Genomic DNA, 24,337 nt, shown 5'->3' on the forward strand with positions numbered 1-24,337 from the left:
TGCACGTTTCTGCCGGATTCAGGTGTTTTTCCGGATAAGCATTAAGCCGTCGCGCAGCGGAAGAATGAGTTGACTGACCCGCGGGTCGTGTTTCATCTTTTCGTTGAACCGGATGATCCCTGCCGTTTGTTCGTCTTTCGGGTCAAGCGTTTCCGTAACTTTTCCGCTCCAAAGGATATTGTCGGCAATTACGAATCCGCCGGTTTTTACTTTGTCAAAAACCAGGTCAAAATAACGGCAGTACTCCCGTTTGTCTCCATCCAGAAACACCAGGTCGAAGCTTTCGTCCAGTTCCGGAATGATGGAACAGGCATCGCCAATATGTTGAATGATGACATCGGAGAGCCCTGCTTTCGCGATGTATTTTTTGGCAATCGGTTCCAGTTCGTCATTCATCTCAATGGTATGCAGCTTTCCGCCTTCTTTTAAGCCTTTGGCCAGGCAAATTGCCGAGTAGCCGGTAAAGGTGCCGATTTCGAGTATCCGTTTGGGGCCGGTCATTTTTGACAGCAGCTCCAGTAGCTTGCCCTGTAAATGCCCTGAAAGCATACGCGGACGAAGAATATTCAGATGTGTTTCACGATCCAACTCTTTTAATACCGGGTCTTCTTCTTCCGAGTGTGTAAGGATATATTGTTCGAGCTCGTTTTCAGTTTCCATCATTCGTAAATCAGTGTGCTTAATGCTTTTTCATCGAGAATTTCGTTTGCAATCTCCCGGAGTTGTTCGCCGGTAATCTGTTCAATTTTCTGATAGATTACGGGCAGGCTGTCGACCTTGTTATACAATAAAAAGCTTTTACCCAGGGTGAGCATCAGGTCGTCCCGGTTCTCGCTGGATATGGCAATTTGACCAATCAGCTGTTTTTTTGCTTTGCTGAGTTGCAGGCTGCCAAGCGTCTTTTCGCGGAGCAGGCGAAATTCGCTATTGGTTAGTTTGATGGCTTTATCCAGGTTTTCGCGGTCGGTGCCGAAATAAATATTAAACTGGCCGGTGTCGGTAAAGGCGCTGTAATTCGATTCCACGTTGTAAGCCATGCCATTTCGTTCGCGCAGGCTGAGGTTTAAACGCGAGTTCATGGATTGTCCGCCCAGGATATTATTCAGCAGCACCATGCCCATGCGTTTTTCGTCGCGGGCATCGTAGGCAATATTCCCGATCACACAGTGCGTTTGAAAGGTGTCCTTTTTGATCCGTTTGAAGCCGGGAATGTAATTGTCGAACAATTGCCGTTGCCGGCTCCTTGTATTGGGGGGTATATCGCCGAAATACTTTTCGGCGAGGTACAGAAAGCGTTCAAACGATATTTGTCCAACCGAGCTGAGAACCATTTCGTCGGTATGGTAGTTCTGGCCGATGAAGCGCAGGATGTTTTCCTTGTTGAATGATTTGACCAGTTTTGGTGTTCCCAGGATGTTGCGGGCAATGGGATGGCCATCAAAAAGCAACTCGTCGAAATCGTCAAAAATCAGTTCCGACGGACTGTCCTTGTACGAGTTTATTTCTTCGATCACCACTTCTTTTTCGCGCTCGAGTTCCCGCTCCGGGAAAGTGCTGTTGACCATGATGTCGCTGATTAGCTCCATGCTCCGGTCGTAATGCTCATTTAAAAAAGTAGCATAAACAGCCGTTTCTTCTTTGGTGGTATAGGCATTTATTTCGCCGCCTACATCTTCGATGCGGCTGAGAATATGAAATGCTTTTCGCTTTTTTGTCCCTTTAAAAATAACGTGTTCAATGAAGTGGGCAATCCCTTGTTCATGGGGCAACTCATCACGCGATCCGGTATTCAGGATGATTCCAAAATGCGCTGCAGGCGATTCAACCTGCTGGTGAATGATGCGTATCCCGTTTTTTAATGTGCTTGTAGCTATCTTCACAATAAGAATAATTGGAGTGCAAAAGTAGAAAACGGGAAGCAAATACCAACCGATAAACAAATGAAAAAGAAAAGGTTTAGCGAAATGATGAAAAAAAATCTTCAGGTGGACATGAAATTTATTTTGTAGTTTAATATTTTGAGCTATATTTGCCACCGCAAAACCAAAGCGGCTTGGTGCCATAGCTCAGTTGGTAGAGCAATGGACTGAAAATCCATGTGTCCTTGGTTCGATTCCGAGTGGCACCACAAGCAAAAAAATGAATGAACTGATAGCGAATACTTTAGAGTGTTCGCTATTTTTTTTAGTCAGCATTTGGTCCGCGAGAAAAAATGGATCAGATGATATTTCTGGATCAGATGATATTTCTGGTGGATTAAATTTTCAAGCATAAATTTTAGCGACTCTGAAGAGGAAATATTTTACATCGCTTACCTCTCTCAAAACTGCTCTGAAAGCTTTCAGTTTAGCATTGAATGATTCAGCAGAGGCATTGGTTGAACGGTTGTCAAAGAAGTTCAGTATTTCCTGGTAATGGGTGTAGATGGTTGCAGAGATGGTGTTGAAAGATTCGAAGCCTGAATCCGTTACCCTATTTTTTAAAATTGATTCGAAATTAGTTGACAAGTAAAACTTATTACGTCAAGTTTTGTAAATTGTAGAGCCAAACCGGAAATTTGCGAATCAAAGGGTGTGGCTCATACTCAACCGGATATACAAAAACAATCTTTAAATAATGAGGAATTATGAAAAAAAATAGCATGAACAAATGTCAGGAGTCTGATTTGAATGGAAAAAAGCAATCCATTCAAAGAATCATAGATTTAAAATTTCTTGAGCAAAGAAAAATATTTTTATGGGGACAGGTTGATGACGATTCGGCCAAGGATATTGTAAGTAAACTGCTTTTTTTAGAGTCAATTCAACCCGGCGAAAAGATCGATTTTTTCATCAACAGCCCCGGAGGTGTTGTTACTTCGGGTTTTTCAATATTAGATACCATGAATCTGATTTCGTCACCGGTTTCGACGATTTGTATGGGCCTGGCAGCTTCGATGGGCTCAATATTATTATCAGCAGGACAAAAAGGAGAGCGGTATATTTATCCATTGGGAGAGGTCATGATTCATCAACCCGGCATCGGGTTATTACAGGGGAGTGCAACCGATTTGGAGATACAGGCAAAGCAGATTATGAAAACAAAGGAAATTGCAGCAGATATTCTGGCGGGAAATTGTAATCAGACGACCGAACAGATCTATAAGGATTTTGACAGAGATTACTGGATGGACGCTAAGGAATCAATTGAATACGGAATCGTTGATAAACTGTATGAACTGAAATAATCCGGCGCCATAACAGTACCGCAATTATAATGACAGTAAAGGAAGTTTTACCGAAATGGATTGATGCATTCAACCGGACTTCGTGGTTGCGGTTTTTTTCATGTCCAAAACGGAAAGATTATTTTTCAACGTGGCTATTGGGATAAGCTTTCATTCTTGAAACTGCACAATCTGCCAATTGAATAAACAGGTGAATAAAAAGACTTTTTCGTAACAACCATTGGTGTTTATGCCGACAGCCAAATCTGTCTCGACCGGGTTAAACATCGGGACCAGGCAATTCATATCAATATTTCTGACGATCAAATTGCCCTGATAAACGAAAAGGTGTCGTTACGAAATTTTCAGACGGATTTCTTAATGGTCAATGAAGCAAAAACGAAAAAGCAATAAATGAAACGATTAATAAAAACGTTACGAAATGAAAAGAATAATTCCAATTGTAGCTATTTGTATTATTTCTACAAATCTATTTTCGCAAACCTATAAACTCGAAACGATATTTTCAGATAAACTAACAGAAACATATCTCTCACATTGGAAAGTAATTGAGCCGCTTAATGATGTTAGTATCAGTACTTTTTCATTATGGGGGTATCAACTTTATTTTGATGACTGGACCAAAGGCGTTTATGAAGTTGAATATTTCAAAGGAAATGCAAACGAGACTTTTAGATTTTTGACAGAAATTAACCAGTTTTCAGAAAAATATAAAAATGAGGATAAAATATTAACTCATATTTTGGGTGTACAAGTAAAGACAGTGAAACAATTAGGATTTAAATACACACTTGTGTATGATAAAGAGAATAAGGTGATTTGTATGTTCACCCAGAAACAATGGTTAGCCATGTTAACAGAACTTGTTTCATATTGTGATAAAATGAATATTGACTATAAACAGAATGAATAAAAACAGATAGTCGAGATTCATCAGTTTAATATGGATACTAAACGGAGGTTAAGGTGGAGAGACGATCTGTCCAGGTGTCAGCCCTGCTTCTTATGTCCTTCCGGGATGGGATTTATTTTTTTGTGTCAACGCCAAAAGCAAAAAAAAAGTCAAGGCTGACAGGAAATTCAATTGGTCAAACCAGCGATTCCCGATTGTATCTTTTCCGGTATTCAAGTGGAGACAACCCGGTAATTTTCCGGAATACTTCGCGAAAGGCTTTGATGTCGGAATAGCCGACCTCATACATGACTTCATTTATGGTTTTTCGGCTGGTTTCAAAGGCTTTTTTGGCTGATTCAACCCGTACCCGCTGGGCATATTCAACCGGTGTGTTTCCGGTGGCCCGGATAAACCGGCGGTCAAAAGTTCGCCGGTTGACGGCGAACATGGACGATAGTTGCGTAACCGGAATTTGTTCGTGGAGTTTACTTTCAATATAGTTCTGTGCTTTTCTTACCATGATGTCACCGTGCATCTTTTGTCCTTTGAAGATGATGAATTCGGATTGGCCGTGACGGTCGATTTCAACCTGGAATACTTTGGAACAGAAAATGGCCGTTGGGCGGCCGTAATATTTTTCTACCAGGTAAATCACCAGGTTCAGGAAAGAATAAGCGCCTCCGTTCGTGTAAATTCCATTCTCGTCGGTAATCAGTTTGTCGGTTTGTAAGTTCACTTTCGGAAACATGCCCCTGAAATGATCTGCCGCTGCCCAGTGAGTCGAGCAACTTTTCCCGTCGAGCAAGCCCGACGCGGCCAGCAAAAAAGCCCCGGTACAGATTGTTGCTATTTCGGCTCCGTCGTGGTATTGTTTGGCAATCCAGTCAATCAGCAATTGGTTGTCTTTTACAGCATTCGCGTAATTGTGGTTCAGAGACGGAATAACGATAAGGTCGGTTTTCGTGATTGCTGAAATGTGGGTGTGAGGTTTCACGGTAAACAGTCCATCGTAAAATTCAACTTCTTCCGAAATACCTGCCAACCGGATTTTAAACAGTTCGTCCCGGCCGTTTTCCTTCCAATGAGCATTGGCCCGTGTAAATATTTTATAGGCGCCCACGATGCTGCTCAGGTTGTTTTGTCCGTCGGGAACCAGAATGGTAAGATGTTTCATGGCTGCTACATTTGTTTGTTTTTGTAAAAATAGGAATTCAGACTGTCCAAATCAACCCGCTACAAAGTCCGTTTTGCACTCTGCCTGTTTCTCCTGAAGGCAATAGCTTTGTAACTGACAGTGCGATTTAAAAACAGAACAACAAAAACAATGGGAAACACAAATTTTACGACAAGCTTCGTGGTTAACCAAACACCTGAAGCGGTATTCAGGGGCATCGTTCATGTGCGCGGGTGGTGGTCGGAAGAAATTGAAGGCCCGACCGAAAACCTTCACGACGAGTTTATTTATCGTTACCGGGACGTTCACACTTCGAAAATAAAACTGATCGAGGTGGTTCCAAACGAAAAAATTGTTTGGCTTGTCCTGGAGAACCGGTTTAACTTTACCGAAGACGAAGGCGAATGGACGGGCAATAAAATGGTTTTTGAGATCAGCCGAAGAACCGGTCAAACACAGGTGCGATTCACACAACTGGGTTTAACGCCCGAATATGAATGTTATGATATTTGCAAGGACGCGTGGACCCATTACATCAACGATAGTTTGCACGGTCTGATCACTACGGGCAAAGGCCAGCCGAACCCGAAAGAAGGCGGCTTTAACGAACAACTGCTTCAACAACACAAAAAGTAACGCTGATGGAAGAACAACATTATCAGACCAGCATTGTGGTTGATGCCACGGCACACGAAGCATTTGAATGTATTAACCGTGTATCGCGGTGGTGGACGGAGAATCTGGAAGGCAGTACGCAACAACTCAACGACAAATTTAATGTCCGTTTCGGTGATGTGCATTATTCCCGGCAAAAAATAGTCGAGCTCATTCCCGATCAAAAAATTGTTTGGTTGGTAACCGACAGTTATTTGAGTTTTCTTCGGGATAAGAACGAATGGACAGGTACAAAAATCAGCTTTGAAATTGTCCGGCAGGGCCGCCGGGTACAGGTTCGTTTCACACATTTGGGTTTGTTTCCCGGCATTGAGTGTTTTGATGCCTGTTCCAATGCCTGGGAACAATACATCCGGCAGAGCTTACAGAGCCTGATCAGCACGGGGAAAGGCCAGCCGGATCCGAAGGAAAACGAAACGAAGGCTTCAGGCTGATCGCTCATCACTATTGTCAGTTTGTAGTTTGTGGTTGATCTTGTTCGGTTAGACGTATTTCGACTAGTTGTATCCAATTACAGACCGGACGAGTAGCTGATTAACCGATGCTGACAAATGCGCGCTTACAAATCGCGCCACCTGCCTGTTCGGTTGTTGTTCCCTTTTTAACTACGGAGAAAGAAAGGGCCCGTCCGGTCTGAAGGACAAAAGATACAAGAAAATAAACAAGCAGATGAACCTGCAAAACAATAGACAGCCCGGATCCGGTGTGCCGGTTTTTAACCGGCGATTGTTGAATGCGCGGTTACAAACCACGCCACCCGTTCATGCCGCTTGGTAAAGTCCTTACCCCGATTCCTTTGTTTTCCGGGTTCAAAATCCCCGCAGGTCGCAGCGGAACGACAGTTTATTGCAGATGCGCTGTCATGCTGAACTTGTTTCAGCATCGGTTGCCCGATGTGGCCCCGCGGTTAACGACAGCCACCCCGAAAACAAACCCGGGATGACGCCCTCCAATCACTTGTTTTTTAAATTGGTTCCAAATTAGTTGATAAGTAAAATTTATTACGTCAAGTTTTGTAATTTGGGGAGCGAAACAGAAAATTTACAGCCACGCTGTATAATACATGCCCAATTGGCGATATAAATGCACCTCTGCGAAATTGATAAGGGAGAAATAAAGGCAGTCGAATTATATTTGGTAGTTGTTTGTCAGCTTAAGTAAATGATGTAGCGTTCAATAAAAGTAAAATGAATGTTGAAAAAGAAGTTTGACGATGAAATATCAGATTTTACTTTTAATTATTATTGTAGTAATCATCTTTGCATTTAAGAGGTGGGGATTCAATGTAAGACGAAAACAGCGTAGAAACTATATGCTTCCCCCCATCCTTAGGACAGGATAAATATAAAACTAAGTTTGATGATAATGATGATGCAATGGTGTTAACAACCGGAAATAACTCGCAGAGAAGCGGAGAGTTATTCTGGTTATTAACACCTTTTCTTTTTTGGCTACTTTTTTCTTTTGTCAACATCTCTGGTTTTTGTTTATAACTCATCAGGCTGCCTGGAAAATCTCTGCTGGAACCTGGTAAGCCAACGAACTATGCCGTCTTTGTTGATTGTAATAATGAAAGTATCGTTTCAGCCCCATATAGAGTTCGGGCCCCGTTTCATAGGCATTCAGATAAATATCTTCGTATTTCAGGCTGCGCCACAGTCTTTCAATAAAGATATTGTCCGTGGCACGGCCCCGTCCATCCATGCTGATGGTGATATTTTCACCTGTCAGAAAACCGGTGTACAACTCGCTGGTAAACTGGCTGCCCTGGTCTGAGTTGATTATTTCGGGCTTGCCATGTTGGCTGATAGCCTCTTTGACCGTCTCCAGTACCCATTCGGATTCCATCGTGTTGGACAGGGACCATCCAACCACAAAACGGCTAAAAAGGTCAATAATGGCCACCAGGTACAAATAGCCATGCCTGACCGGAACATACGTGATATCGATCCCCCAAACCTGGTTGGGCCGCTCAATGACAAGGCTGCGCAGCAAATAGGGATACTTCTTATGCTCTTTACATCCTTTTGAGGTATGCGGGCCCGGAACGATTGCCGACAAATCCATCAACCGGTATAACCTGGCTATCCGCTTATGATTGACCTGAAACCCCATATCCCGGACCAACCATTGGGTCATCGACGGAACTCCCATATAGGGATGTTTCAGGTAATGCTGATCGATCAGTTTCATCAATTCAAGGTTGAAGGCATCTTCTTGCTTTTCCTGTAAATTATAATAGTACCCGGAACGATGAATGCCCAGCAGTTCACACTGCCGCTTGATACTGAGCTTGTGGCGGGCCTTGTCAACAATCTTGCGCCGCTCTGCGGGACTGGCTTTCATGACAAGGCTTTCTTTAAAAAATCAATCTCTACCTTTTGCTGGCCAATCACCTCGTACAGCTTCTGCTTTTCCTTGTCTTCCGATTTGTCACCCTTGGTTGATCCTTCCGAAAAAACAACTGAGGATTTATTTAAAAACTCCCGCTTCCAGTTGGTGATCTGGTTGGGATGAAGATCATAACGCTTGGCCAGTTCCGCGATGCTTTCCCTTTCTTTCACGGCTTCGACGGCCACCTTGGCTTTAAATTCTGCTGTAAATTTCCTTCTGCTTTTCATAGACAACAATTTTAATAATTTCAAATTAATTCTGTTGTCCTAAATTTGGGGGTAATTATACTATTACAGGAATGAATATCTTAAATCGGATGGTTGGAAGCGAAAGCGTTATGTGAAAAATAAAATTTTAAGGGTTTCTTAAATATGAAAAAAATATTTTTTTCAATTTTTCTACAGCTTTTATTTTGTCGTGTTTTTTCTCAAGATATAGGATTTGACGAATTAACTAATCTTCAAAAAAAAATCCTTTATTGAGATAAATGATTACTTAGTTACGAAAGGCTGGGAATTTAGCCATTCAAAACAAGGTGATTATGGCAACTATAGTGTGGTAGTCTGGGCGTTTGGTAAGTCTTATGGCGGCAAGTCACTTGGCTGGTTCAGTTTATATTATGGCTCTGGAAAGCAAAATATTATTTCATATCAAATTCACAATAAAGATTATTACAGCGCAATAAAAGCAAACGTGAATACTTATAAAATGAAAACACTTGATAGTGGAATAGAAGAAAATAGAATTTATTCAATTCATGAAGGTATTAACTATGTAGTGAAATTAGTAATAGAGTCGGAAGAGCAAAAAGAAAACACAATTTATCATGTCAACCTATTCCATAAAGAGACATATAATTCAATTGAACAGGTTAAGTATCTTAAGATTTATAATGAATTATTAGCAGAATATTATACTAAAGAACAAAAGGAAAAAGAAAATATAGAAAGAATTGAACGAGAAAAACTGGAAGAACAACAAAGGTTTGAGAAAGAAAAAGAAAGAATAGATGAATTAATAAGACAGGGATATTCAAAAGTCAATACTGGTACAATATTGTATACTAAGGATATGAAAAGAATAATACAAGTTTATAGTAAAACATATGCTAAAATTTTAAATAAGCAAACTGAATTAGAGAATTATTATTATGTAGAATACAAAGGTTTTAAAGGATACGTGTCAAAATATTGTTTTGAATGAAATAATTAGTCAAACGTGAAAAACCCTCGTTTTTCCAGAATTTATTTTAGGTGTCGGATTTGAACAGGGGCTAAGAAATATTGCTGTGCAAGACCAGAATCCAGGACTAAAATATAGAAACAGTACAGTTCAAGTTTCGATTGGATACAAGTTATAACGAGAGAAATAAGAAACACTAATTTGCAAATTGCATTGCGGGTGCAGTAGTGTGCGTTGTCTCGCTCCTTTCCCACTACCAACCGTTGTGTCACCTTAGAGATGAAATGAAACATTCAAAAGAGAGGATATCCAAGTCCTTTTTGTTTCAACTGAATCTGAAAAAGGTGAACTGATAAAAACTTTCGGATTAAATATTGAGATAATAAAAATATCAAATTGGAGTATAGAATAAAAGGAGAACACACAATAAAACAAGCCCCTCAGCGGGCTGCAAGTTCCGGCGATGAGCCGGTGTTGAACGACAACAAAAAGATTAATAAAGAAACAACTGTTTTACCAGAATCATGAAAATCACTTTCATTACACTCGGATTCATTCTGATTTTAATCATGAATTTGAACGCTCAAAACATTGATTTGGGGATTAAGACCGGCGCAGGTTTTGCCAGTGTAAATTTTACAAATATCCCTGGTACAGATAGTAATGCGGATATTTTTTCGTCAACTTTTTCATATGGCGTTAATGGAACGTTAAATTATAAACTTAACGAACTTTTAGGATTTTCACTTGAACCCGGGATGATAAAAAAGGGATGGACGTCTGATAATATAAACGATCATAGCAACAAAACCAACCTCTACTATCTTCAATTACCCGGTCTTTTAGATTTTTATTTGTTAGATGGGTTATTTCTTTCAATCGGACCGGAGATTGATTATTTGATAAATGCAAAAGTTAAATCGAACAGAGGTTCGGAAGATGTTACCGATTTATTTAGAAAATTTGAATTTTCAGGCACAACAGGAGTAACATATCATATTTTCGATAGGTATGATGTTGGTTTTAGATATAGTCATGGACTGACAAAAATATCTGATCGTTTATTTTGGATTACGGATGATGATGCTAATACCATAAAGCTAAAAGGTTATAACCAAAGCCTTCAGTTTTTTATAAAATTCAGCATTAAAAATTTGCGGTAACGAAGGACTTCTTGCGGCGCGCGCTGCCCGGCAGCCGCTAGCAGGTGGAACGATATCCGTGGCGCTTGGGATTCTGTGGCTTTGTCAAAATTTGACCTTTAAACGGATGAACAGACCGGTAACCCTCACCCAAAACAAAAGGCTTTCCGGAAACGGAAAGCCTTTTCGTATTTTGTACAATTTGCTGGTTTATGCCCGGGCAATCCATGCGGCGATCCAGTCGCCAACTTCCGATGTTTTGTATGATTTGCCTTCGGCAATATCGACAGTGACCACCCCTTCGGCCATCGACGCGGCAACGGCATCGCGGATCAGCTTGCCTTCTTCCACCAGGTTGAAGGCGTACTCGAAAAGCATGGCTGCCGACAGGATGGTGGCAATCGGGTTGGCAATGTCTTTCCCGGCAGCTTGCGGGTACGAACCGTGGATGGGCTCGAATACCGAGGTGTGGATGCCGATGGAAGCCGAAGGCAGCAAACCCAGCGAGCCGGTGATTACACTGGCCTCGTCGGTGAGGATATCGCCAAACATGTTTTCGGTGACCATCACGTCGAAGTTTTTCGGCCACTGGATAATTTGCATGGCGGCATTGTCGACAAACATGTACTCGGTAGTCACATCCGGGTAGCCTGGCGCCATTTCCTGGGCTACTTCGCGCCACAGCCGCGAGCTTTCGAGCACGTTGGCCTTATCAACCACGGTGAGTTTTTTGTTACGCTTCAGGGCGAATTCGTATCCCAGTTTCAGGATGCGCTCCACCTCGGCACGGGTGTAGGTGCAGGTGTCGAAAGCGGTGTTGCCGTCGTCTTTCCGGCCTTTTTCACCAAAATAAATGCCACCGGTGAGTTCTCGGATGGCTACAAAGTTGGCGCCTTCGACCAACTCGCGGCGAAGCGGCGACTTGTGCAAGAGCGATTCGAAGGTCTCCACCGGACGGATGTTGGCATACAGTCCCAGTTTTTTGCGCATCAGCAGCAGTCCTTGTTCCGGACGAACTTTGGCTTTGGGGTTATTGTCGAATTTGGGGTCGCCGATAGCTCCGAACAGCACCGCATCGGATTTCATACACAGTTCGTGCGTTGTTTCGGGATAAGGTTCGCCCAACTGATCGATGGCAATGGCGCCGGTTAAAGCATATTCATATTCCAGCTCGTGATTAAATTTTTCGGCAATGGCTTTCACCGATTTCATGGCCTGCTCAATAATTTCGGGGCCAATTCCGTCTCCGGGGAGAACAGCTAATTTCAGTTTCATGTACGGGTTATGTGTTTTGAGTTATGAATTTTGAGTTTCGGGGTTCGCTTCGATGCCTGTTTTGTGTTCAAGCAGGTTAAGCATGCGTACCGTTGCTTTAATGGCCGCCGCGGTCTGGTCGGGGTCAAGTCCCCGGGTTTTAAATTCGCGGTCGAGTTCCCAGATAATCACGGTTTCGACAAGGGCATCCGTTTTTCCCCCGGGAGGGATGGTTACCGAGTAATCGAGTAGTTTCGGGAATGGTTTTTTCAGGCGTTTGTAGATGCTTTTCACGGCATTCACAAAGGCATCGTACTGGCCGTCGCCGGCGGCAAACGACTCGTAGGTTGTTCCGTCGATATTAATACTCACCGTGGCCGAAGGTTTGAGTCCCATCGCATGGGTAAGTGCATAATTATTGATGAAAATTTTCTGCTCAATATCTTCCTGGAGCACATCGGCAACAATATACGGCAGGTCTTCGGCGGTCACGGTTTCTTTCCGGTCGCCCAACTCAATGATCCGGTTGGTGACCATTTTCAGCGCTTCGGGCGAGAGCTCAATACCGAGGTCCTCGAGGTTGGCCTTGATGTTGGCTTTTCCTGAAGTTTTTCCCAGAGCATAAGTGCGGGTGCGGCCGAAACGTTCGGGCAACAGGTCGTTAAAGTACAGGTTGTTTTTGTTATCGCCGTCGGCATGAACGCCGCTGCATTGGGTAAATACAAACTCGCCGATTAACGGTTTGTTTGTTGGGATGCGTATTCCGGAGAAACTTTCGACGATCTTCGACACCCGGTTCAACATGCTTTCGTTGACGTTGGTCTTCATCTGCAGGTGATCCTTCACGGTGGCAATTACGCTCGATAAAGGCGCATTCCCGGCACGTTCGCCCAAGCCGTTCACGGTGGTGTGTACGCAGCCAATTCCCGCTTTTATAGCGTGAAACACGTTGGCAATGGCCAGGTCGTAATCGTTGTGCGCATGGAAGTCGAACAAAACACCCGGGTAAGCATCAATCATTTCCTTGCAGAAGTGGTAGGTTTCGTCGGGATTAAGAATGCCAAGCGTATCGGGTAACATGATCCGTTTGATGTTCATTTCTTTCAGCTGTGAAACCATGAAATGCACATAGTCGCGGGAGTTGCGCATCCCGTTCGACCAGTCTTCAAGGTAAACATTGACGGAAATGCCCAGTTCGGTAGCGTAATCGACCGATTTTTGAATGTCGGCGATATGCTCTTCGGGCGTTTTGCGTAATTGTTGGGTGACGTGTTTGTAGGAGCCTTTGCAGAGTAAATTCAGCGCTTTGCCGCCTGCCCGGTTAATCCAGTCGAGCGAAGTGCGGCCATCAACAAAGCCCAGTATTTCAATGCGGTGAAGGTGTCCTTTCTCTGCCGCCCAGTCCATGATCCGGCGGGCGGCATTAAATTCTCCTTCAGAAACCCTGGCCGATGCAATCTCAATCCGGTCGACATTCACATCTTCGAGCAGGACTTTCGCTACGCTCAACTTCTCGGTATCCGTAAATGACACCCCCGAGGTTTGTTCGCCATCCCTCAGCGTGGTGTCCATGATGGTGACCAACTGGTTATTTTTCGTGACTAATTCTCCTGTCATTTGAGTTTATTTTTCAAACGCTTCAATCTCGGTTTTTAAGCTCACGAGATAGTCGATGTCGTCGAGCCCGTTTTGCAGGCAGTGTTTTTTGTACGGGTTGATCTCGAATTGCTCAGACTCACCGCTTGCTTTGATGGTGAAGGTCTGCGAGGGAAGATCAACTTCAAATTCAGTGGTTGGGTCAGCTTCGATTGTAGCGAAGATCTTTTCGAGGAATGCCGGGCTGACAACTACCGGAAGTAGCCCGTTGTTGATGGCGTTTCCTTTAAAGATATCGGCAAAGAAGCTGGAAACGACTACGCGGAAACCGTAGTCGTAGATGGCCCAGGCGGCATGTTCGCGGCTTGATCCGCTGCCAAAGTTTTTACCGCCAACCAGGATTTTACCACGATATTTGGCATCGTTCAGCGGGAAGTCGGCAATGGGCTGGTTGTTTTTATCGTAACGCCAGTCGCGGAATAAGTTGTCGCCAAAACCTTTGCGTTCAACTGCTTTCAGGAAGCGGGCCGGGATAATCTGGTCGGTATCCACATTTTCGATCGGCAGTGGCACCGCCGGTGATACTATGTTTGAAAATTTGTCGTAAGCCATTTGAATTGATTATTTATAAGTGATTATTTATTATTGAAGATGATTATTTCTTGTTCTTTTGCTGAATCGTTTTTCGGGAAGCGATAAAAATTGCAGTCAACTCTTTCGCTTCTTTCATTAAAGAAATGGTTTCTGATTCGGAAATTAAGTTTTCATCTTTCGCAAATTCCATCCAAAAATCAGACTCATCAACTTCTTCAATTACAATCGACAACTTTGCAGAAAAGGCGGCATCAGATTGTGCCAGCAGAACCGCTCTGTAATTAACAGCAACTGAAGAAGAACAACGGATTAACTGACCCTGAATATGATTTCCGAGTTTCGTTCCCGGCAACGAGTTCGCCAGCTTCACACACGCGTGAGCAAATGCCTTTGTTCGTTGTTTTAATTCGTATCGGTCCATCGCTAATCAATAATCATTAATCAATAGAAAATTATAAAAACTCTCTCGGGTCGGTGATGACGCCGGTAACAGCGGCGGCAGCAGCGGTGAGCGGGCTGGCCAGCAAGGTGCGGGCTCCCGGTCCCTGGCGGCCTTCAAAATTCCGGTTCGAGGTAGATACGGCATATTTTCCTTCCGGAATTTTATCGTCATTCATGGCCAGACAGGCCGAACATCCGGGTTGGCGTAAGGCCATGCCGGCTGCTTCGAAAATTTTGTCGAGGCCTTCCGCTTTGATTTGCGATTCTACGGCTTTTGATCCCGGAACCAGCCAAACGGTTACATCGCCGGCTTTTTGTTTTCCTTTTACAAATCCGGCAAATGCACGGAAATCTTCAATCCGTCCGTTGGTGCAGCTACCCAGGAACACGTAGTCCACTTTTTTGCCTTTCATGGTTTCGCCCGGGTTGTAATCCATGTATTTCAGCGATTTCATGAAGGTGGCTTTATCGGTTCCTTCCAGCTCGCTTCCTGTCGGGATTGATTGTGAAATACCAATGCCCATGCCCGGGTTGGTTCCGTAAGTGATCATGGGTTCGATGTCGGCGGCATTAAAGTGGTATTCGGTATCGAATCGGGCGCCTTCGTCCGATTTCAGCGTTTGCCAGTAAGCAACGGCTTTTTCCCAGGCTTCGCTCTGAGGCGCAAATTGGCGGCCTTTCACGTAGTTGATCGTTGTTTCATCGGGGGCGATCATCCCGCCGCGGGCGCCGCTTTCAATACTCAGGTTACACAGGGTCATGCGGCCTTCCATGCTCAGGCCGGTAATGGCCGAGCCGGCGTATTCGATAAAATGACCGGTTCCGCCGCTGGTCGAAATCTGAGAAATAATGTAAAGTGCAATATCTTTTGCCGTTACGCCTTTCCCCAGTTTCCCGTCGACGGTGATGCGCATTTTTTTCGGTTTGGGCTGCATAATACACTGGCTGGCCAGTACCATTTCCACTTCGCTGGTGCCAATGCCAAAGGCGATGGTTCCGAAGGCGCCGTGGGTTGAGGTGTGGCTGTCGCCGCAAACAATGGTCATGCCCGGCTGGGTCAGGCCCATCTCGGGTCCGATGATGTGCACCACGCCATGCCCGTCGCTTCCCAGTCCGTAGTGTGTAATGCCGTTTTCTTCGCAGTTTTTCTTCAGCATTTCAACCTGGTTGCGCGACAACTCGTCTTTGATGCTCAGGTTCTGGTTGATGGTGGGCACATTATGGTCGGGAGTGGCCGTGGTCTGGTCGGGGCGGAATACCTTCAACCCGCGGGTTTTCAGCCCTAAAAATGCGACCGGGCTGGTCACTTCGTGAATAAAGTGCCGGTCGATGTACAATACATTGGGGCCGCCTTCTACTTGTTTCACCACGTGGGCATCCCAAATTTTATCAAATAATGTTTTTGCTTGCATATCTGTTTATTTTCAACTTCAGCCTGCTTGGAAATGCAGGGTTGTGAATCGTTATAATTTTAAGAGTATTCTGTTTTTATTGGACCGGAATTTTATTGACAGCATCCAGAAAAGCTTCGACCGATGCGGTAATAATGTCGGTATGCGCACCGAAACCAAAGAATTTGGCGCCATCGTGGTCAAGTTCCATGTGTACTTTTCCGACGTCGTCGCTGCCTTTGGTAATGGCCTGGATCAGGAATTCTTCGAGCGTGACCTGGCGTTTCAGGATCTGTTTCACCGCTTTGATGGCGGCATCAACCGGGCCGTTTCCGGAGCTGGTCGCGTCGAATTTTTCGCCGGCAATGTCCAGCCTGACTGTGGCCATCGGGATCAACGATTTTCCGGTGACTACCTGCAGGAAGTCAAGCTTAATGCGGCGTTCTTTTTTCTCTGAATCATCCACCAGCAACACCACGTCGTCGTCGCGAATGTCTTTTTTCTTGTCGGCCAGTTCCAGAAATTTCTCGTACACCTCGTCTACTTTCTCCTTGGTCAGTTCGTAACCCAGCACTTCCAGCCGGTGTTTCAGGGCCGCGCGTCCGCTGCGGGCGGTCAGTACGATGGACGATTCATTGATGCCCACCTCGGTTGGATCAATGATCTCGTAGTTTTCGCGGTGTTTCAACACGCCGTCCTGGTGAATACCGGATGAGTGGGCAAAGGCATTTCGGCCGACAATCGCTTTATTGGGCTGAACCGGCATATTCATCAGGTTCGATACCAGACGGCTGGTTTTGTAAATATTCTTGGTGTTGATGTTGGTATCGATATTCAATACTTTGTAGCGGCTTTTCAGCGTCATCACTACTTCTTCGAGCGAGGTGTTTCCGGCGCGTTCGCCAATGCCGTTGATGGTTACTTCGGCCTGACGGGCCCCGTTGATGATCCCCGAAATGGTGTTTGCCGTAGCCATTCCCAGGTCGTTATGGCAGTGCGTGGAAATAATGGCATTCTCAATACCCCGGACATGATCAAACAGGTATTTTATTTTTTCGCCAAACTCGTGCGGCATGGTGTAGCCGGTAGTGTCAGGAATATTGACCACGGTTGCCCCGGCCTTAATAACCGCTTCTACCACGCGGGCCAGGTACTCGTTTTCGGTACGGCCGGCATCTTCGGCATAAAACTCCACATCTTCCACATACTTTTTGGCATATTTCACGGCTTTCACGGCACGCTCAATAATTTCATCAGGATTTGAGTTGAGTTTGTAGTGAATGTGGTAATACGATGTTCCGATACCGGTGTGGATACGTCCTTTTTTCGCGTATTTGAGGGCATCGGCTGCAACATCAATGTCTTTTTCTACTGCGCGGGTGAGGGCACAAATGGTGGGCCAGGTAACCGCTTTTGATATTTCAACTACTGATTTGAAATCTCCGGGACTGGAAATCGGGAATCCGGCTTCGATCACATCAACGCCCAATTCTTCCAATGCTTTGGCCACTTCAATCTTTTCAACGGTGTTTAACTGACACCCCGGAACTTGCTCTCCGTCTCTTAAGGTGGTGTCAAAAATGTACAATCTGTCGCTCATGATGAAATGATTTGTTTATTATCTGTTGTATTATTTTACATATCAAAAAAGCCATTCTCTGCGGAGAATGGCTTGATGTCATTTTTTTATCTTTTATTCCATACCATTCTCAGTCGCGCATCCCAATTAGAATACCGAGAAGAATACCGAGAATAGAAATGGAATTAATATGCTTCATCTGTTCAAAGATTTCCTGCAAATATCACAATTTAATTTTAAAATGAAAACACAAAGGCCATTATTTTTACAATTCATAAGAAAAAGATTTTATTATCTTTTGTCTGATTGCCCTGACGGCGATATTTCAACTCGGAAAAACTGAGTTGGCCGACCTTCCGAAAAAAGAGCTAAAGAGCTGTGTTTGGAGGCAATTCACCTTGTTTTTCGAACTGAATAATGGCCACAGCCTCTTCGTTGGTACCCCATTTTAACGGCGGACAGGTCAGCGTCAGGCTTTTCCCGCGCAGGCGGGCGTGGCGGATTTTATCCAGACCCTCTTCACTGGGGAACAGCGATCCTTCTACGTGGTGGACAATGTAATCTTTTTCGCGGTTAAATTCATAATGCCCGAAATACGATACACCGTTTACCTTGTCCGGATTTATTTCGCGGGGCATATACTGCACTGAAAAGTGCCCGGTAGCCGAATAAGTGATTAAACCGATGGGGTCTTTCCCAAACGGAAAGATTGTTTCACCGTTCTGATTTTGGGCCTCAAATGATTTGAGTTTCCAGCTTCCTATGATTAAACTGTTCATGATTTTAAGTTTTACTGATTGAAGACGAATATTACCTCTTTTTGTTCAAAGTGAAAACATGTTTTAAAAATAAATTAAAGCCGGTTGTGGCATGACAGGCGACCTTCCGGCCATATCCTTTTGGTTTATTTTCATCCAAGCGCCACATCCAGCATCATCATCAGGGCAAAGCCAAGCATGGTGCCAATGGTTGCAATATCGGTGTGTTTTTCGAGTTGGGATTCCGGGATCAGCTCTTCGACCACAACATAGATCATGGCGCCGGCGGCAAACGACAGGGCGTAGGGCAGGATCGGGCGCATCAGCAAAACTGCCGCAGCGCCAAATACGCCGGCAATCGGTTCCACAATACCAGAGGCCTGTCCGTACAAAAAGCTTTTACGGCGCGTCATGCCTTCTCTTCGTAAGGGGACCGAAACCGCAGCTCCTTCGGGAAAGTTTTGGATGCCAATGCCAATGGCCAGGGCAACCGCCCCCGCAAGCGAGGCCGCGGGCAAATCGGCGGCCACTGCGCCAAAAGCGACGCCTACCGCCAATCCTTCGGGAATATTGTGTAAGGTAATGGCCAGGACTAAAAGTACACTTCGTCGCCACGAGGTGGGAACCCCTTCTGCTTCTTCACGGGGAAAACCGAGGTGAAGGTGAGGCAGAAACTGATCGATCAACCATAAAAAGAAACCGCCGGCCAGAAAACCGATCACGGCCGGTACCCAGGGGATGCCTCCCGCTGCCCGCTCCATCTCGATCGCCGGACTCAGCAACGACCAAAAGCTGGCAGCAATCATTACTCCGGCAGCAAAACCAAGCATGCCGTCCAGCACTTTCCGGTTAATTTCCTTAAAGAAAAACACCATGGCGGCGCCAAGCGCGGTCACAAACCAGGTAAATAAGGTTGCGATAAGAGCTTGCAAAATGGGACTCAAATTGATAAACCAGTCGATCATCGTTATTTGCTTTATCGTTGTTTATTTTTGACGAATTTACACAAATAACGGTCGATACGGAGAATTGGTTTAATACTTTCCCGAATGATTTTTAACCAGGCTGAATTTCTGTTTGGGGAAAAAGGTCCGGCGGATGGATTTTATGAAAAAAAGCCTGACAATCAATCAACGGTCAGGCTTTTGTTTGTGGAATATCGTGAATTAAACGATTTTCTTCATCGCGGTCATCGATTCGCGCAATTCGTAGCCAACGATTTCTACCGGGTGGAAACGAATCAGTTCATTCACGGCAATCAGTTGTTTATTGTCGACCCCGTTGTCATGTCCTTCGCCGTATGTTTCGCCTATGACATCCACATCAATATTCGACATGAAATCAGCTAATAAGGGTTTGCAGGCGTGGTCGAACAGGTAGCAGCCGTACTCGGCCGTATCGGAAATCACCCGGTTCATTTCAAACAATTTTTTACGGGCAATGGTGTTGGCAATCAGCGGCGTTTCGTGCAACGATTCGTAGTAGGCCGATTCTTCTTTGATGCCGGTTTCAGTCATTGTTTCGAAAGCCAGTTCAACCCCCGACTTCACAAAGGCAATCATCAGCACGCCATTGTCGAAATATTCCTGTTCGCTGATTTCCATATCGGCGGCAGGTGTTTTTTCGAATGCCGTTTCGCCCGTTGCAGCGCGCCAGGTCAACAGTTTTTTATCGCCGTTGGCCCAGTCTTCCATCATGGTTTTCGAGAATTCGCCGCTCATGATGTCGTCCATATGTTTTTGGAATAGCGGGCGCATCAGGCGTTTTAATTCTTCGGAAAGTTCGAAGGCCTTAATTTTTGCCGGATTCGACAAGCGGTCCATCATGTTGGTAATCCCGCCGTGTTTCAGGGCTTCGGTGATCACTTCCCATCCGTACTGGATCAGTTTGGAAGCATATCCGGGCTCAATTCCTTTCTCAATCATTTTGTCGAACGAGAGGATCGATCCGGTTTGTAACAAGCCGCACAGGATGGTTTGTTCGCCCATCAGGTCCGATTTTACCTCGGCCACAAACGACGAGCGCAATACGCCGGCGCGGTCGGCTCCGGTTGCCACGGCATAGGCCTTGGCAATTTCCAGCCCGTCGCCGTTCGGGTCGTTTTCGGGGTGGACGGCAATCAGCGTGGGAACGCCGAAACCGCGTTTGTATTCTTCGCGAACTTCGGAGCCCGGCGATTTGGGTGCAACCATGATGACGGTCAGGTCTTTACGGATCTGCATGCCTTCTTCAACAATATTAAAGCCGTGTGAGTAGGAGAGTGTTGCGCCTTTTTTCATCAGGGGCATAATGGCATTGATCACGCCGGTGTGTTGTTTGTCTGGCGTCAGGTTGATCACCAGGTCGGCGGTCGGGATCATTTCTTCGTACGTGCCGACTTTAAACCCGTTCCCGGCCGCGTTTTTGTATGATTGCCGCTGCTCTTTGATCGCCTCTTCGCGAAGGGTATAAGAGATATCCAGACCCGAGTCGCGCATGTTGAGTCCCTGGTTTAAGCCCTGGGCGCCACAGCCTACGATCACGATTTTTTTACCTTCCAGTTTTTTTACGCCGTCAGCAAATTCCGATTTGTCCATGAATTCGCAGGTTCCCAGTTGTTCCAGTTGCAGGCGCAACGGGAGCGTGTTAAAATAATTTGCCATGTTGAATGAATTTATTTGTTCTTATTTGATTTTTAATTTACCGGATACAAAGCAAAAGAATAATCGGCAAAAAACGGAGTAAAAAAGCATGAATTATTGGTAATTTTCATGGATTCGGGTTTTATCTTGCCCGATTATTCGATTTTTTCCCTTATCGTTCAGTAAATTACATTTTTCGGGGCGATGGTACTTTTGTGTTAGCGCGCAGTTTCGGCCCGGTATTGAAGCGGCGAAAAGCCGGATTCGCGCTTGAAAAACTTGGTAAAATATGATTGGTCGTCAAAGTTGAGCTGGTGAGCGATTTCGGCGATGCTCAGGTTGGTGTGCACCAGTAGCCGCTTGATTTCCATGATTTGTTTGGCTTTTATGATTTGGCTGGACGTTTTCCCGGTGTATTGTTTGACTGTTTGTGTTAAATGATTCGGGCTGATCGCCAGCGAACGGGCATATTCCTTTAACGATAAATTTTTGTGGGTATGTTCTTCTACCAGGTGATAGAAACGTTTCACCAGCAAGTATCCCTTACCTTTTGCCTCCAGGTTTTCGGCTGTTTGATAAAGCGAGGTGCAGGTGGTCAGGATCAGGTCGAGCAACGAGCGGAGCATATCCAACGGGTTGGTGTTATTGGTGCGAAGCTCCGAGATACTCCTGAGGAACAATTCCTCGAGAAACAGGATGTCTGCTTTCTGTTCGGGCAAGAGGGGCGGGTTGTCCTGTTCCAGGTTATAAAAGAACGGGAATTCGATCAGACTGTTTTGGTTGCTTCGGTTGGCCAGGTAGAAGTCGGCCGTGAAAATAAAGATGTAACCGCCGATATCTTTTGAAAATTCAATTTTGTGGGCTTGTCCGGGTGACATGAAAAACACGCAGGGAGGATGAATCTCGTACTTGTTCCCGTCGATCACGTGAAAACCGGAGCCTTGCATCAGGTATAACACTTCGAAAAAGTCGTGACGGTGCGGGTATTTGACGCTAAAATGACGGTTAGCGTCAAATACCTCTACCTGGAACTGTTGGCTTTTCCGTTCCGCCTGGCTGAAGTTATGCAGGCTGTATACCGGTAAATGTTCGGTTTTTGCCATCACGGCAAGATCAGAAAAAGGTCAGCTTGTTTGATCTCATTTAATCCAGGGCTTCGAGCATGGCATCGCGTTCTCTCAGGAACTCCGAAAGTCGCTCAATCGGGTCGCGCGTAAGGGCAATTCGGCCCGAGCGGATAAACTGCATGACTTTAAATTCGTTCAGCTGTTCAAAAAGCGCCTGTGTTTCCTCCTTGTGGCCGGTTTTTTCAATCACCGTATATTCGCGCGTGATTTCGAGGATACGGGCCCCGGCATTGCGAACCATTTTTTCAATTTTATCTGTTTCGTACAGGGCCTCCGTCGGCACCTTATACAAGGCGATTTCCTGGTAGATCAGCTCTTCGTTTGTATGATAGAAGGCTTTTAATACGTCGACGATTTTATCCAGTTGCCCCACAACTTTTTTGACCCGGTCTTCGGTTTCGTTTACCACGATGGTGAACTTCGAAATGCCTTTTATGGCCGATGCCGATACGGTCAAACTTTCGATGTTCATTTTCCGGCGGGTAAAATTGATGGTAATCCGGTTGAGTAAACCAATGTGGTTCTCTGAATATAAGATGATATTAAATTCTTGTTTCATTTTTCGTTGTTTTAAAATTAGGCTTCAAGAATGATATCGGAAACAGCAGCTCCTGAAGGAACCATCGGGAAGACATTGTCTTCTTTCTCAACCACCACCTCAAGCAGGTAAGGCCCGTCGTGGTCAAGCATTTTCTGTATTCCCGCTTCCAGTTCTTCGCGTTTGGTAACCTTGTGGGCCGCCATGCCGAAACCATTGGCGATCATGATAAAATCCGGGTTTTGAAGCTCGGTGAAGGAGTAACGTTTTTCAAAGAAAAGTTGCTGCCACTGCCGAACCATGCCCAGGAAGTTATTATTCAGCAGGATGATTTTTACGGGAAGTTTGTTTTGTACAATCGTTCCCAACTCCTGAAGTGTCATTTGAAAGCCGCCGTCGCCGACAAAGGTAACAACCGTACGGTCTTTTGCCCCAAGCTGCGCGCCTAAGGCAGCCGGAATGGCGTATCCCATGGTGCCCAGGCCACCGGAGGTTACATTGCTTTTCGAATGTTTAAACTTGAAATAGCGGGAGGCAATCATTTGCTGCTGGCCGACATCGGTCACCAGGATGGCTTCGTGCCCGGTTTTCTCGGAGGCAATGCGGACCGCCTCGCCCATCGTCAGCCCGGCCTTTTCAGGATGTATATCTTTTTGAATGACTTTCTCGTGCTCAATCTGATCGCACACGCGGAATTCCTGCAGCCAGCTGTCGTGTTTGTTTTCTTTGACATTTTCGGTCAGCATGGCCAGCGATTTTTTGGCATCGCCTAAAACGGCTACGTCGGTTTTAATGATTTTATCAATTTCAGCCGGGTCAACTTCGAGGTGGATGATTTTGGCTTTCCGGGCGTACGAACTGACTTTGCCGGTTACGCGGTCGTCGAAACGCATGCCCACCGCAATGATCAGGTCGGCATCATTTGTTTTGATGTTTGGGCCGTAATTTCCGTGCATGCCCAACATGCCCACGTTCAGCGGATGGTCGGACGGCAGCGCCGACAGCCCAAGCAGGGTCCATGCAGCCGGGATGCCGGTTTTTTCGATAAAGGCTTTCAGCTCGGCTTCGGCATTGGCAATAATAACGCCTTGTCCGAAAAGCAGCAAGGGCTTTTTGGCGGCATCGATGAGCTTGGCCGCGGCTTGCACTTTAAACGGGTCAACCGGGTATTCGGGGATGTATGAACGGATTTTCGTGCATTTTTTGTATTTGAAGTTCAGTTCCTGAAACTGGGCATCTTTGGCAATATCCAGCAAAACAGGTCCCGGGCGGCCCGATTGGGCAATGTAAAAAGCCTTGGCAATCGCTTCAGGGATTTCCTGGGCCGAGGTGACCTGGTAATTCCATTTCGTAATGGGCATGGAAATCCCAACCACATCCGATTCCTGGAATGCGTCGGTTCCCAGCAAGGGAGAAGCTACCTGGCCGGTAATACAGACCAGCGGGATGGAATCAATCATCGCGTCGGCAATGCCGGTGATGAGGTTTGTTGCTCCCGGGCCCGATGTGGCAAAGCACACGCCGGCTTTCCCGGTCACCTTGGCATAACCTTCAGCCGCATGAACTGCGCCCTGCTCGTGCCGGGTCAGGATGTGGGTCACTTGTTTGTCGTAGTCGTACAGGGCATCATAGATGGGCATGATGGCCCCGCCTGGGTAGCCAAAAATGGTATCAACTCCTTCTTCCAGTAAGGAAAGAATAACGGCCTGAGATCCGGTAATGTGTTTTGTTGCCATATGAATGTGTTTTA

General features: G+C 45.5%; 24 protein-coding genes and 1 tRNA gene. 7 read left to right on the top strand and 18 right to left on the bottom strand.

Going from position 1 to position 24,337, the window contains the following annotated elements:
* Positions 1 to 18 precede the first annotated feature (18 nt).
* Positions 19 to 663 carry an O-methyltransferase gene (locus tag ACOIT5_RS12395; RefSeq protein WP_423126478.1) on the bottom strand — a complete coding sequence of 215 codons (645 nt, stop codon included), beginning with the start codon at positions 661 to 663 and terminating at the stop codon, positions 19 to 21.
* Positions 660 to 1,880: a M16 family metallopeptidase gene (locus tag ACOIT5_RS12400; RefSeq protein WP_423126479.1), complete on the bottom strand. Its 1,221-nt coding sequence runs from the start codon at positions 1,878 to 1,880 to the stop codon at positions 660 to 662. Before ACOIT5_RS12400 ends, ACOIT5_RS12395 begins: the two co-directional genes overlap by 4 nt.
* Before the next feature lie 175 nt (positions 1,881 to 2,055).
* Between ACOIT5_RS12400 and ACOIT5_RS12405 the strand changes: the two genes are divergently transcribed.
* Positions 2,056 to 2,128, top strand: a tRNA-Phe gene (locus ACOIT5_RS12405).
* A gap of 136 nt (positions 2,129 to 2,264) precedes the next feature.
* On the opposite strand, the gene ACOIT5_RS12410 is transcribed toward ACOIT5_RS12405, so the two are convergent.
* Positions 2,265 to 2,507 carry a transposase gene (locus tag ACOIT5_RS12410; protein ID WP_423126480.1) on the bottom strand — a complete coding sequence of 81 codons (243 nt, stop codon included), beginning with the start codon at positions 2,505 to 2,507 and terminating at the stop codon, positions 2,265 to 2,267.
* A gap of 119 nt (positions 2,508 to 2,626) precedes the next feature.
* On the opposite strand from ACOIT5_RS12410, the gene ACOIT5_RS12415 reads away from it, so the two are divergent.
* Together ACOIT5_RS12415 and ACOIT5_RS12425 are read left to right on the top strand one after the other, a co-directional pair.
* Entirely contained in the window at positions 2,627 to 3,226 is a 600-nt protein-coding gene (locus ACOIT5_RS12415) for a ClpP family protease (RefSeq protein WP_423126481.1), read from the top strand.
* A gap of 421 nt (positions 3,227 to 3,647) precedes the next feature.
* Positions 3,648 to 4,139: a hypothetical protein gene (locus ACOIT5_RS12425; protein WP_423126482.1), complete on the top strand. Its 492-nt coding sequence runs from the start codon at positions 3,648 to 3,650 to the stop codon at positions 4,137 to 4,139.
* A gap of 175 nt (positions 4,140 to 4,314) precedes the next feature.
* On the opposite strand, the gene ACOIT5_RS12430 is transcribed toward ACOIT5_RS12425, so the two are convergent.
* Positions 4,315 to 5,295, bottom strand: a complete 981-nt coding sequence (locus tag ACOIT5_RS12430; RefSeq protein ID WP_423126483.1) for a GlxA family transcriptional regulator — start codon at positions 5,293 to 5,295, stop codon at positions 4,315 to 4,317.
* A 150-nt stretch (positions 5,296 to 5,445) separates the two neighbouring features.
* Here ACOIT5_RS12430 and ACOIT5_RS12435 point away from each other — a divergent pair, with 150 nt between their 5' ends.
* Both ACOIT5_RS12435 and ACOIT5_RS12440 read left to right on the top strand, forming a co-directional pair.
* Entirely contained in the window at positions 5,446 to 5,931 is a 486-nt protein-coding gene (locus ACOIT5_RS12435; RefSeq protein WP_423126484.1) for an SRPBCC family protein, read from the top strand.
* A 5-nt stretch (positions 5,932 to 5,936) separates the two neighbouring features.
* Positions 5,937 to 6,404, top strand: a complete 468-nt coding sequence (locus tag ACOIT5_RS12440) for an SRPBCC family protein (RefSeq protein WP_423126485.1) — start codon at positions 5,937 to 5,939, stop codon at positions 6,402 to 6,404.
* A gap of 1,063 nt (positions 6,405 to 7,467) precedes the next feature.
* Here the strand turns inward: ACOIT5_RS12440 and ACOIT5_RS12445 are convergent.
* The gene (locus ACOIT5_RS12445) at positions 7,468 to 8,316 is read right to left on the bottom strand and encodes an IS3 family transposase (RefSeq protein ID WP_423126433.1); all 849 of its coding nucleotides are present in this window, start codon (positions 8,314 to 8,316) and stop codon (positions 7,468 to 7,470) included.
* Positions 8,313 to 8,591, bottom strand: a complete 279-nt coding sequence (locus ACOIT5_RS12450; RefSeq protein WP_423126434.1) for a transposase — start codon at positions 8,589 to 8,591, stop codon at positions 8,313 to 8,315. The genes ACOIT5_RS12445 and ACOIT5_RS12450 overlap by 4 nt, the downstream gene beginning before the upstream one ends.
* Before the next feature lie 481 nt (positions 8,592 to 9,072).
* Between ACOIT5_RS12450 and ACOIT5_RS12455 the strand changes: the two genes are divergently transcribed.
* A complete protein-coding gene (locus tag ACOIT5_RS12455; protein ID WP_423126486.1) occupies positions 9,073 to 9,567 on the top strand; it encodes a hypothetical protein in 495 nt (164 codons plus the stop codon).
* A gap of 503 nt (positions 9,568 to 10,070) precedes the next feature.
* A complete protein-coding gene (locus ACOIT5_RS12460) occupies positions 10,071 to 10,709 on the top strand; it encodes a porin family protein (protein ID WP_423126487.1) in 639 nt (212 codons plus the stop codon).
* 189 nt (positions 10,710 to 10,898) lie between these two features.
* Here ACOIT5_RS12460 and leuB read toward each other — a convergent pair whose 3' ends face one another.
* From leuB to ilvB, 12 genes are all read right to left on the bottom strand, one after another.
* A complete protein-coding gene (gene leuB / locus ACOIT5_RS12465; protein WP_423126488.1) occupies positions 10,899 to 11,963 on the bottom strand; it encodes a 3-isopropylmalate dehydrogenase in 1,065 nt (354 codons plus the stop codon).
* 21 nt (positions 11,964 to 11,984) lie between these two features.
* On the bottom strand, positions 11,985 to 13,559 hold the full coding sequence (locus ACOIT5_RS12470; RefSeq protein ID WP_423126489.1) for an alpha-isopropylmalate synthase regulatory domain-containing protein: 1,575 nt from the start codon (positions 13,557 to 13,559) through the stop codon (positions 11,985 to 11,987).
* 6 nt (positions 13,560 to 13,565) lie between these two features.
* Positions 13,566 to 14,150, bottom strand: a complete 585-nt coding sequence (gene leuD / locus ACOIT5_RS12475; protein WP_423126490.1) for a 3-isopropylmalate dehydratase small subunit — start codon at positions 14,148 to 14,150, stop codon at positions 13,566 to 13,568.
* Between the two features lie 43 nt (positions 14,151 to 14,193).
* Entirely contained in the window at positions 14,194 to 14,553 is a 360-nt protein-coding gene (locus tag ACOIT5_RS12480; RefSeq protein WP_423126491.1) for a four helix bundle protein, read from the bottom strand.
* A gap of 31 nt (positions 14,554 to 14,584) precedes the next feature.
* The gene (gene leuC / locus ACOIT5_RS12485) at positions 14,585 to 15,985 is read right to left on the bottom strand and encodes a 3-isopropylmalate dehydratase large subunit (RefSeq protein WP_423126492.1); all 1,401 of its coding nucleotides are present in this window, start codon (positions 15,983 to 15,985) and stop codon (positions 14,585 to 14,587) included.
* A 76-nt stretch (positions 15,986 to 16,061) separates the two neighbouring features.
* A complete protein-coding gene (locus ACOIT5_RS12490) occupies positions 16,062 to 17,564 on the bottom strand; it encodes a 2-isopropylmalate synthase (protein ID WP_423126493.1) in 1,503 nt (500 codons plus the stop codon).
* A 347-nt stretch (positions 17,565 to 17,911) separates the two neighbouring features.
* The gene (locus ACOIT5_RS12495; protein WP_423126494.1) at positions 17,912 to 18,322 is read right to left on the bottom strand and encodes a lipocalin-like domain-containing protein; all 411 of its coding nucleotides are present in this window, start codon (positions 18,320 to 18,322) and stop codon (positions 17,912 to 17,914) included.
* A 131-nt stretch (positions 18,323 to 18,453) separates the two neighbouring features.
* On the bottom strand, positions 18,454 to 19,266 hold the full coding sequence (locus tag ACOIT5_RS12500; protein WP_423126495.1) for a ZIP family metal transporter: 813 nt from the start codon (positions 19,264 to 19,266) through the stop codon (positions 18,454 to 18,456).
* Positions 19,267 to 19,467: 201 nt separating this feature from the next.
* Entirely contained in the window at positions 19,468 to 20,943 is a 1,476-nt protein-coding gene (ilvC, locus tag ACOIT5_RS12505) for a ketol-acid reductoisomerase (protein ID WP_423126496.1), read from the bottom strand.
* A 197-nt stretch (positions 20,944 to 21,140) separates the two neighbouring features.
* Positions 21,141 to 22,025, bottom strand: coding sequence for a helix-turn-helix domain-containing protein (locus ACOIT5_RS12510; RefSeq protein ID WP_423126497.1), 885 nt, complete (start codon positions 22,023 to 22,025; stop codon positions 21,141 to 21,143).
* Positions 22,026 to 22,065: 40 nt separating this feature from the next.
* The gene (gene ilvN / locus ACOIT5_RS12515) at positions 22,066 to 22,608 is read right to left on the bottom strand and encodes an acetolactate synthase small subunit (protein ID WP_423126498.1); all 543 of its coding nucleotides are present in this window, start codon (positions 22,606 to 22,608) and stop codon (positions 22,066 to 22,068) included.
* 17 nt (positions 22,609 to 22,625) lie between these two features.
* Positions 22,626 to 24,323, bottom strand: a complete 1,698-nt coding sequence (gene ilvB / locus ACOIT5_RS12520) for a biosynthetic-type acetolactate synthase large subunit (protein WP_423126499.1) — start codon at positions 24,321 to 24,323, stop codon at positions 22,626 to 22,628.
* Between the last annotated feature and the right edge of the window lie 14 nt (positions 24,324 to 24,337).

Source organism: Gaoshiqia hydrogeniformans (assembly GCF_049347105.1).
GTDB classification, from domain to species: Bacteria; Bacteroidota; Bacteroidia; order Bacteroidales; family Prolixibacteraceae; genus Gaoshiqia; species Gaoshiqia hydrogeniformans.

Excerpts from the sequence above, each read along its gene's own strand:
- leuD (WP_423126490.1), bottom strand. The coding sequence starts at position 14,150 with ATGGCTTACGACAAATTTTCAAACATAGTATCACCGGCGGTGCCACTG.
- ACOIT5_RS12500 (WP_423126495.1), bottom strand. The coding sequence starts at position 19,266 with ATGATCGACTGGTTTATCAATTTGAGTCCCATTTTGCAAGCTCTTATC.
- ilvB (WP_423126499.1), bottom strand. The coding sequence starts at position 24,323 with ATGGCAACAAAACACATTACCGGATCTCAGGCCGTTATTCTTTCCTTA.
- ACOIT5_RS12470 (WP_423126489.1), bottom strand. The coding sequence starts at position 13,559 with ATGACAGGAGAATTAGTCACGAAAAATAACCAGTTGGTCACCATCATG.
- leuC (WP_423126492.1), bottom strand. The coding sequence starts at position 15,985 with ATGCAAGCAAAAACATTATTTGATAAAATTTGGGATGCCCACGTGGTG.
- ilvN (WP_423126498.1), bottom strand. The coding sequence starts at position 22,608 with ATGAAACAAGAATTTAATATCATCTTATATTCAGAGAACCACATTGGT.
- ACOIT5_RS12440 (WP_423126485.1), top strand. The coding sequence starts at position 5,937 with ATGGAAGAACAACATTATCAGACCAGCATTGTGGTTGATGCCACGGCA.
- ACOIT5_RS12395 (WP_423126478.1), bottom strand. The coding sequence starts at position 663 with ATGATGGAAACTGAAAACGAGCTCGAACAATATATCCTTACACACTCG.
- ACOIT5_RS12455 (WP_423126486.1), top strand. The coding sequence starts at position 9,073 with ATGAAAACACTTGATAGTGGAATAGAAGAAAATAGAATTTATTCAATT.
- ACOIT5_RS12490 (WP_423126493.1), bottom strand. The coding sequence starts at position 17,564 with ATGAGCGACAGATTGTACATTTTTGACACCACCTTAAGAGACGGAGAG.
- ACOIT5_RS12415 (WP_423126481.1), top strand. The coding sequence starts at position 2,627 with ATGAAAAAAAATAGCATGAACAAATGTCAGGAGTCTGATTTGAATGGA.
- ACOIT5_RS12480 (WP_423126491.1), bottom strand. The coding sequence starts at position 14,553 with ATGGACCGATACGAATTAAAACAACGAACAAAGGCATTTGCTCACGCG.
- ACOIT5_RS12445 (WP_423126433.1), bottom strand. The coding sequence starts at position 8,316 with ATGAAAGCCAGTCCCGCAGAGCGGCGCAAGATTGTTGACAAGGCCCGC.
- ACOIT5_RS12435 (WP_423126484.1), top strand. The coding sequence starts at position 5,446 with ATGGGAAACACAAATTTTACGACAAGCTTCGTGGTTAACCAAACACCT.
- ACOIT5_RS12495 (WP_423126494.1), bottom strand. The coding sequence starts at position 18,322 with ATGAACAGTTTAATCATAGGAAGCTGGAAACTCAAATCATTTGAGGCC.
- ilvC (WP_423126496.1), bottom strand. The coding sequence starts at position 20,943 with ATGGCAAATTATTTTAACACGCTCCCGTTGCGCCTGCAACTGGAACAA.
- ACOIT5_RS12430 (WP_423126483.1), bottom strand. The coding sequence starts at position 5,295 with ATGAAACATCTTACCATTCTGGTTCCCGACGGACAAAACAACCTGAGC.
- ACOIT5_RS12425 (WP_423126482.1), top strand. The coding sequence starts at position 3,648 with ATGAAAAGAATAATTCCAATTGTAGCTATTTGTATTATTTCTACAAAT.
- ACOIT5_RS12450 (WP_423126434.1), bottom strand. The coding sequence starts at position 8,591 with ATGAAAAGCAGAAGGAAATTTACAGCAGAATTTAAAGCCAAGGTGGCC.
- leuB (WP_423126488.1), bottom strand. The coding sequence starts at position 11,963 with ATGAAACTGAAATTAGCTGTTCTCCCCGGAGACGGAATTGGCCCCGAA.
- ACOIT5_RS12460 (WP_423126487.1), top strand. The coding sequence starts at position 10,071 with ATGAAAATCACTTTCATTACACTCGGATTCATTCTGATTTTAATCATG.
- ACOIT5_RS12510 (WP_423126497.1), bottom strand. The coding sequence starts at position 22,025 with ATGGCAAAAACCGAACATTTACCGGTATACAGCCTGCATAACTTCAGC.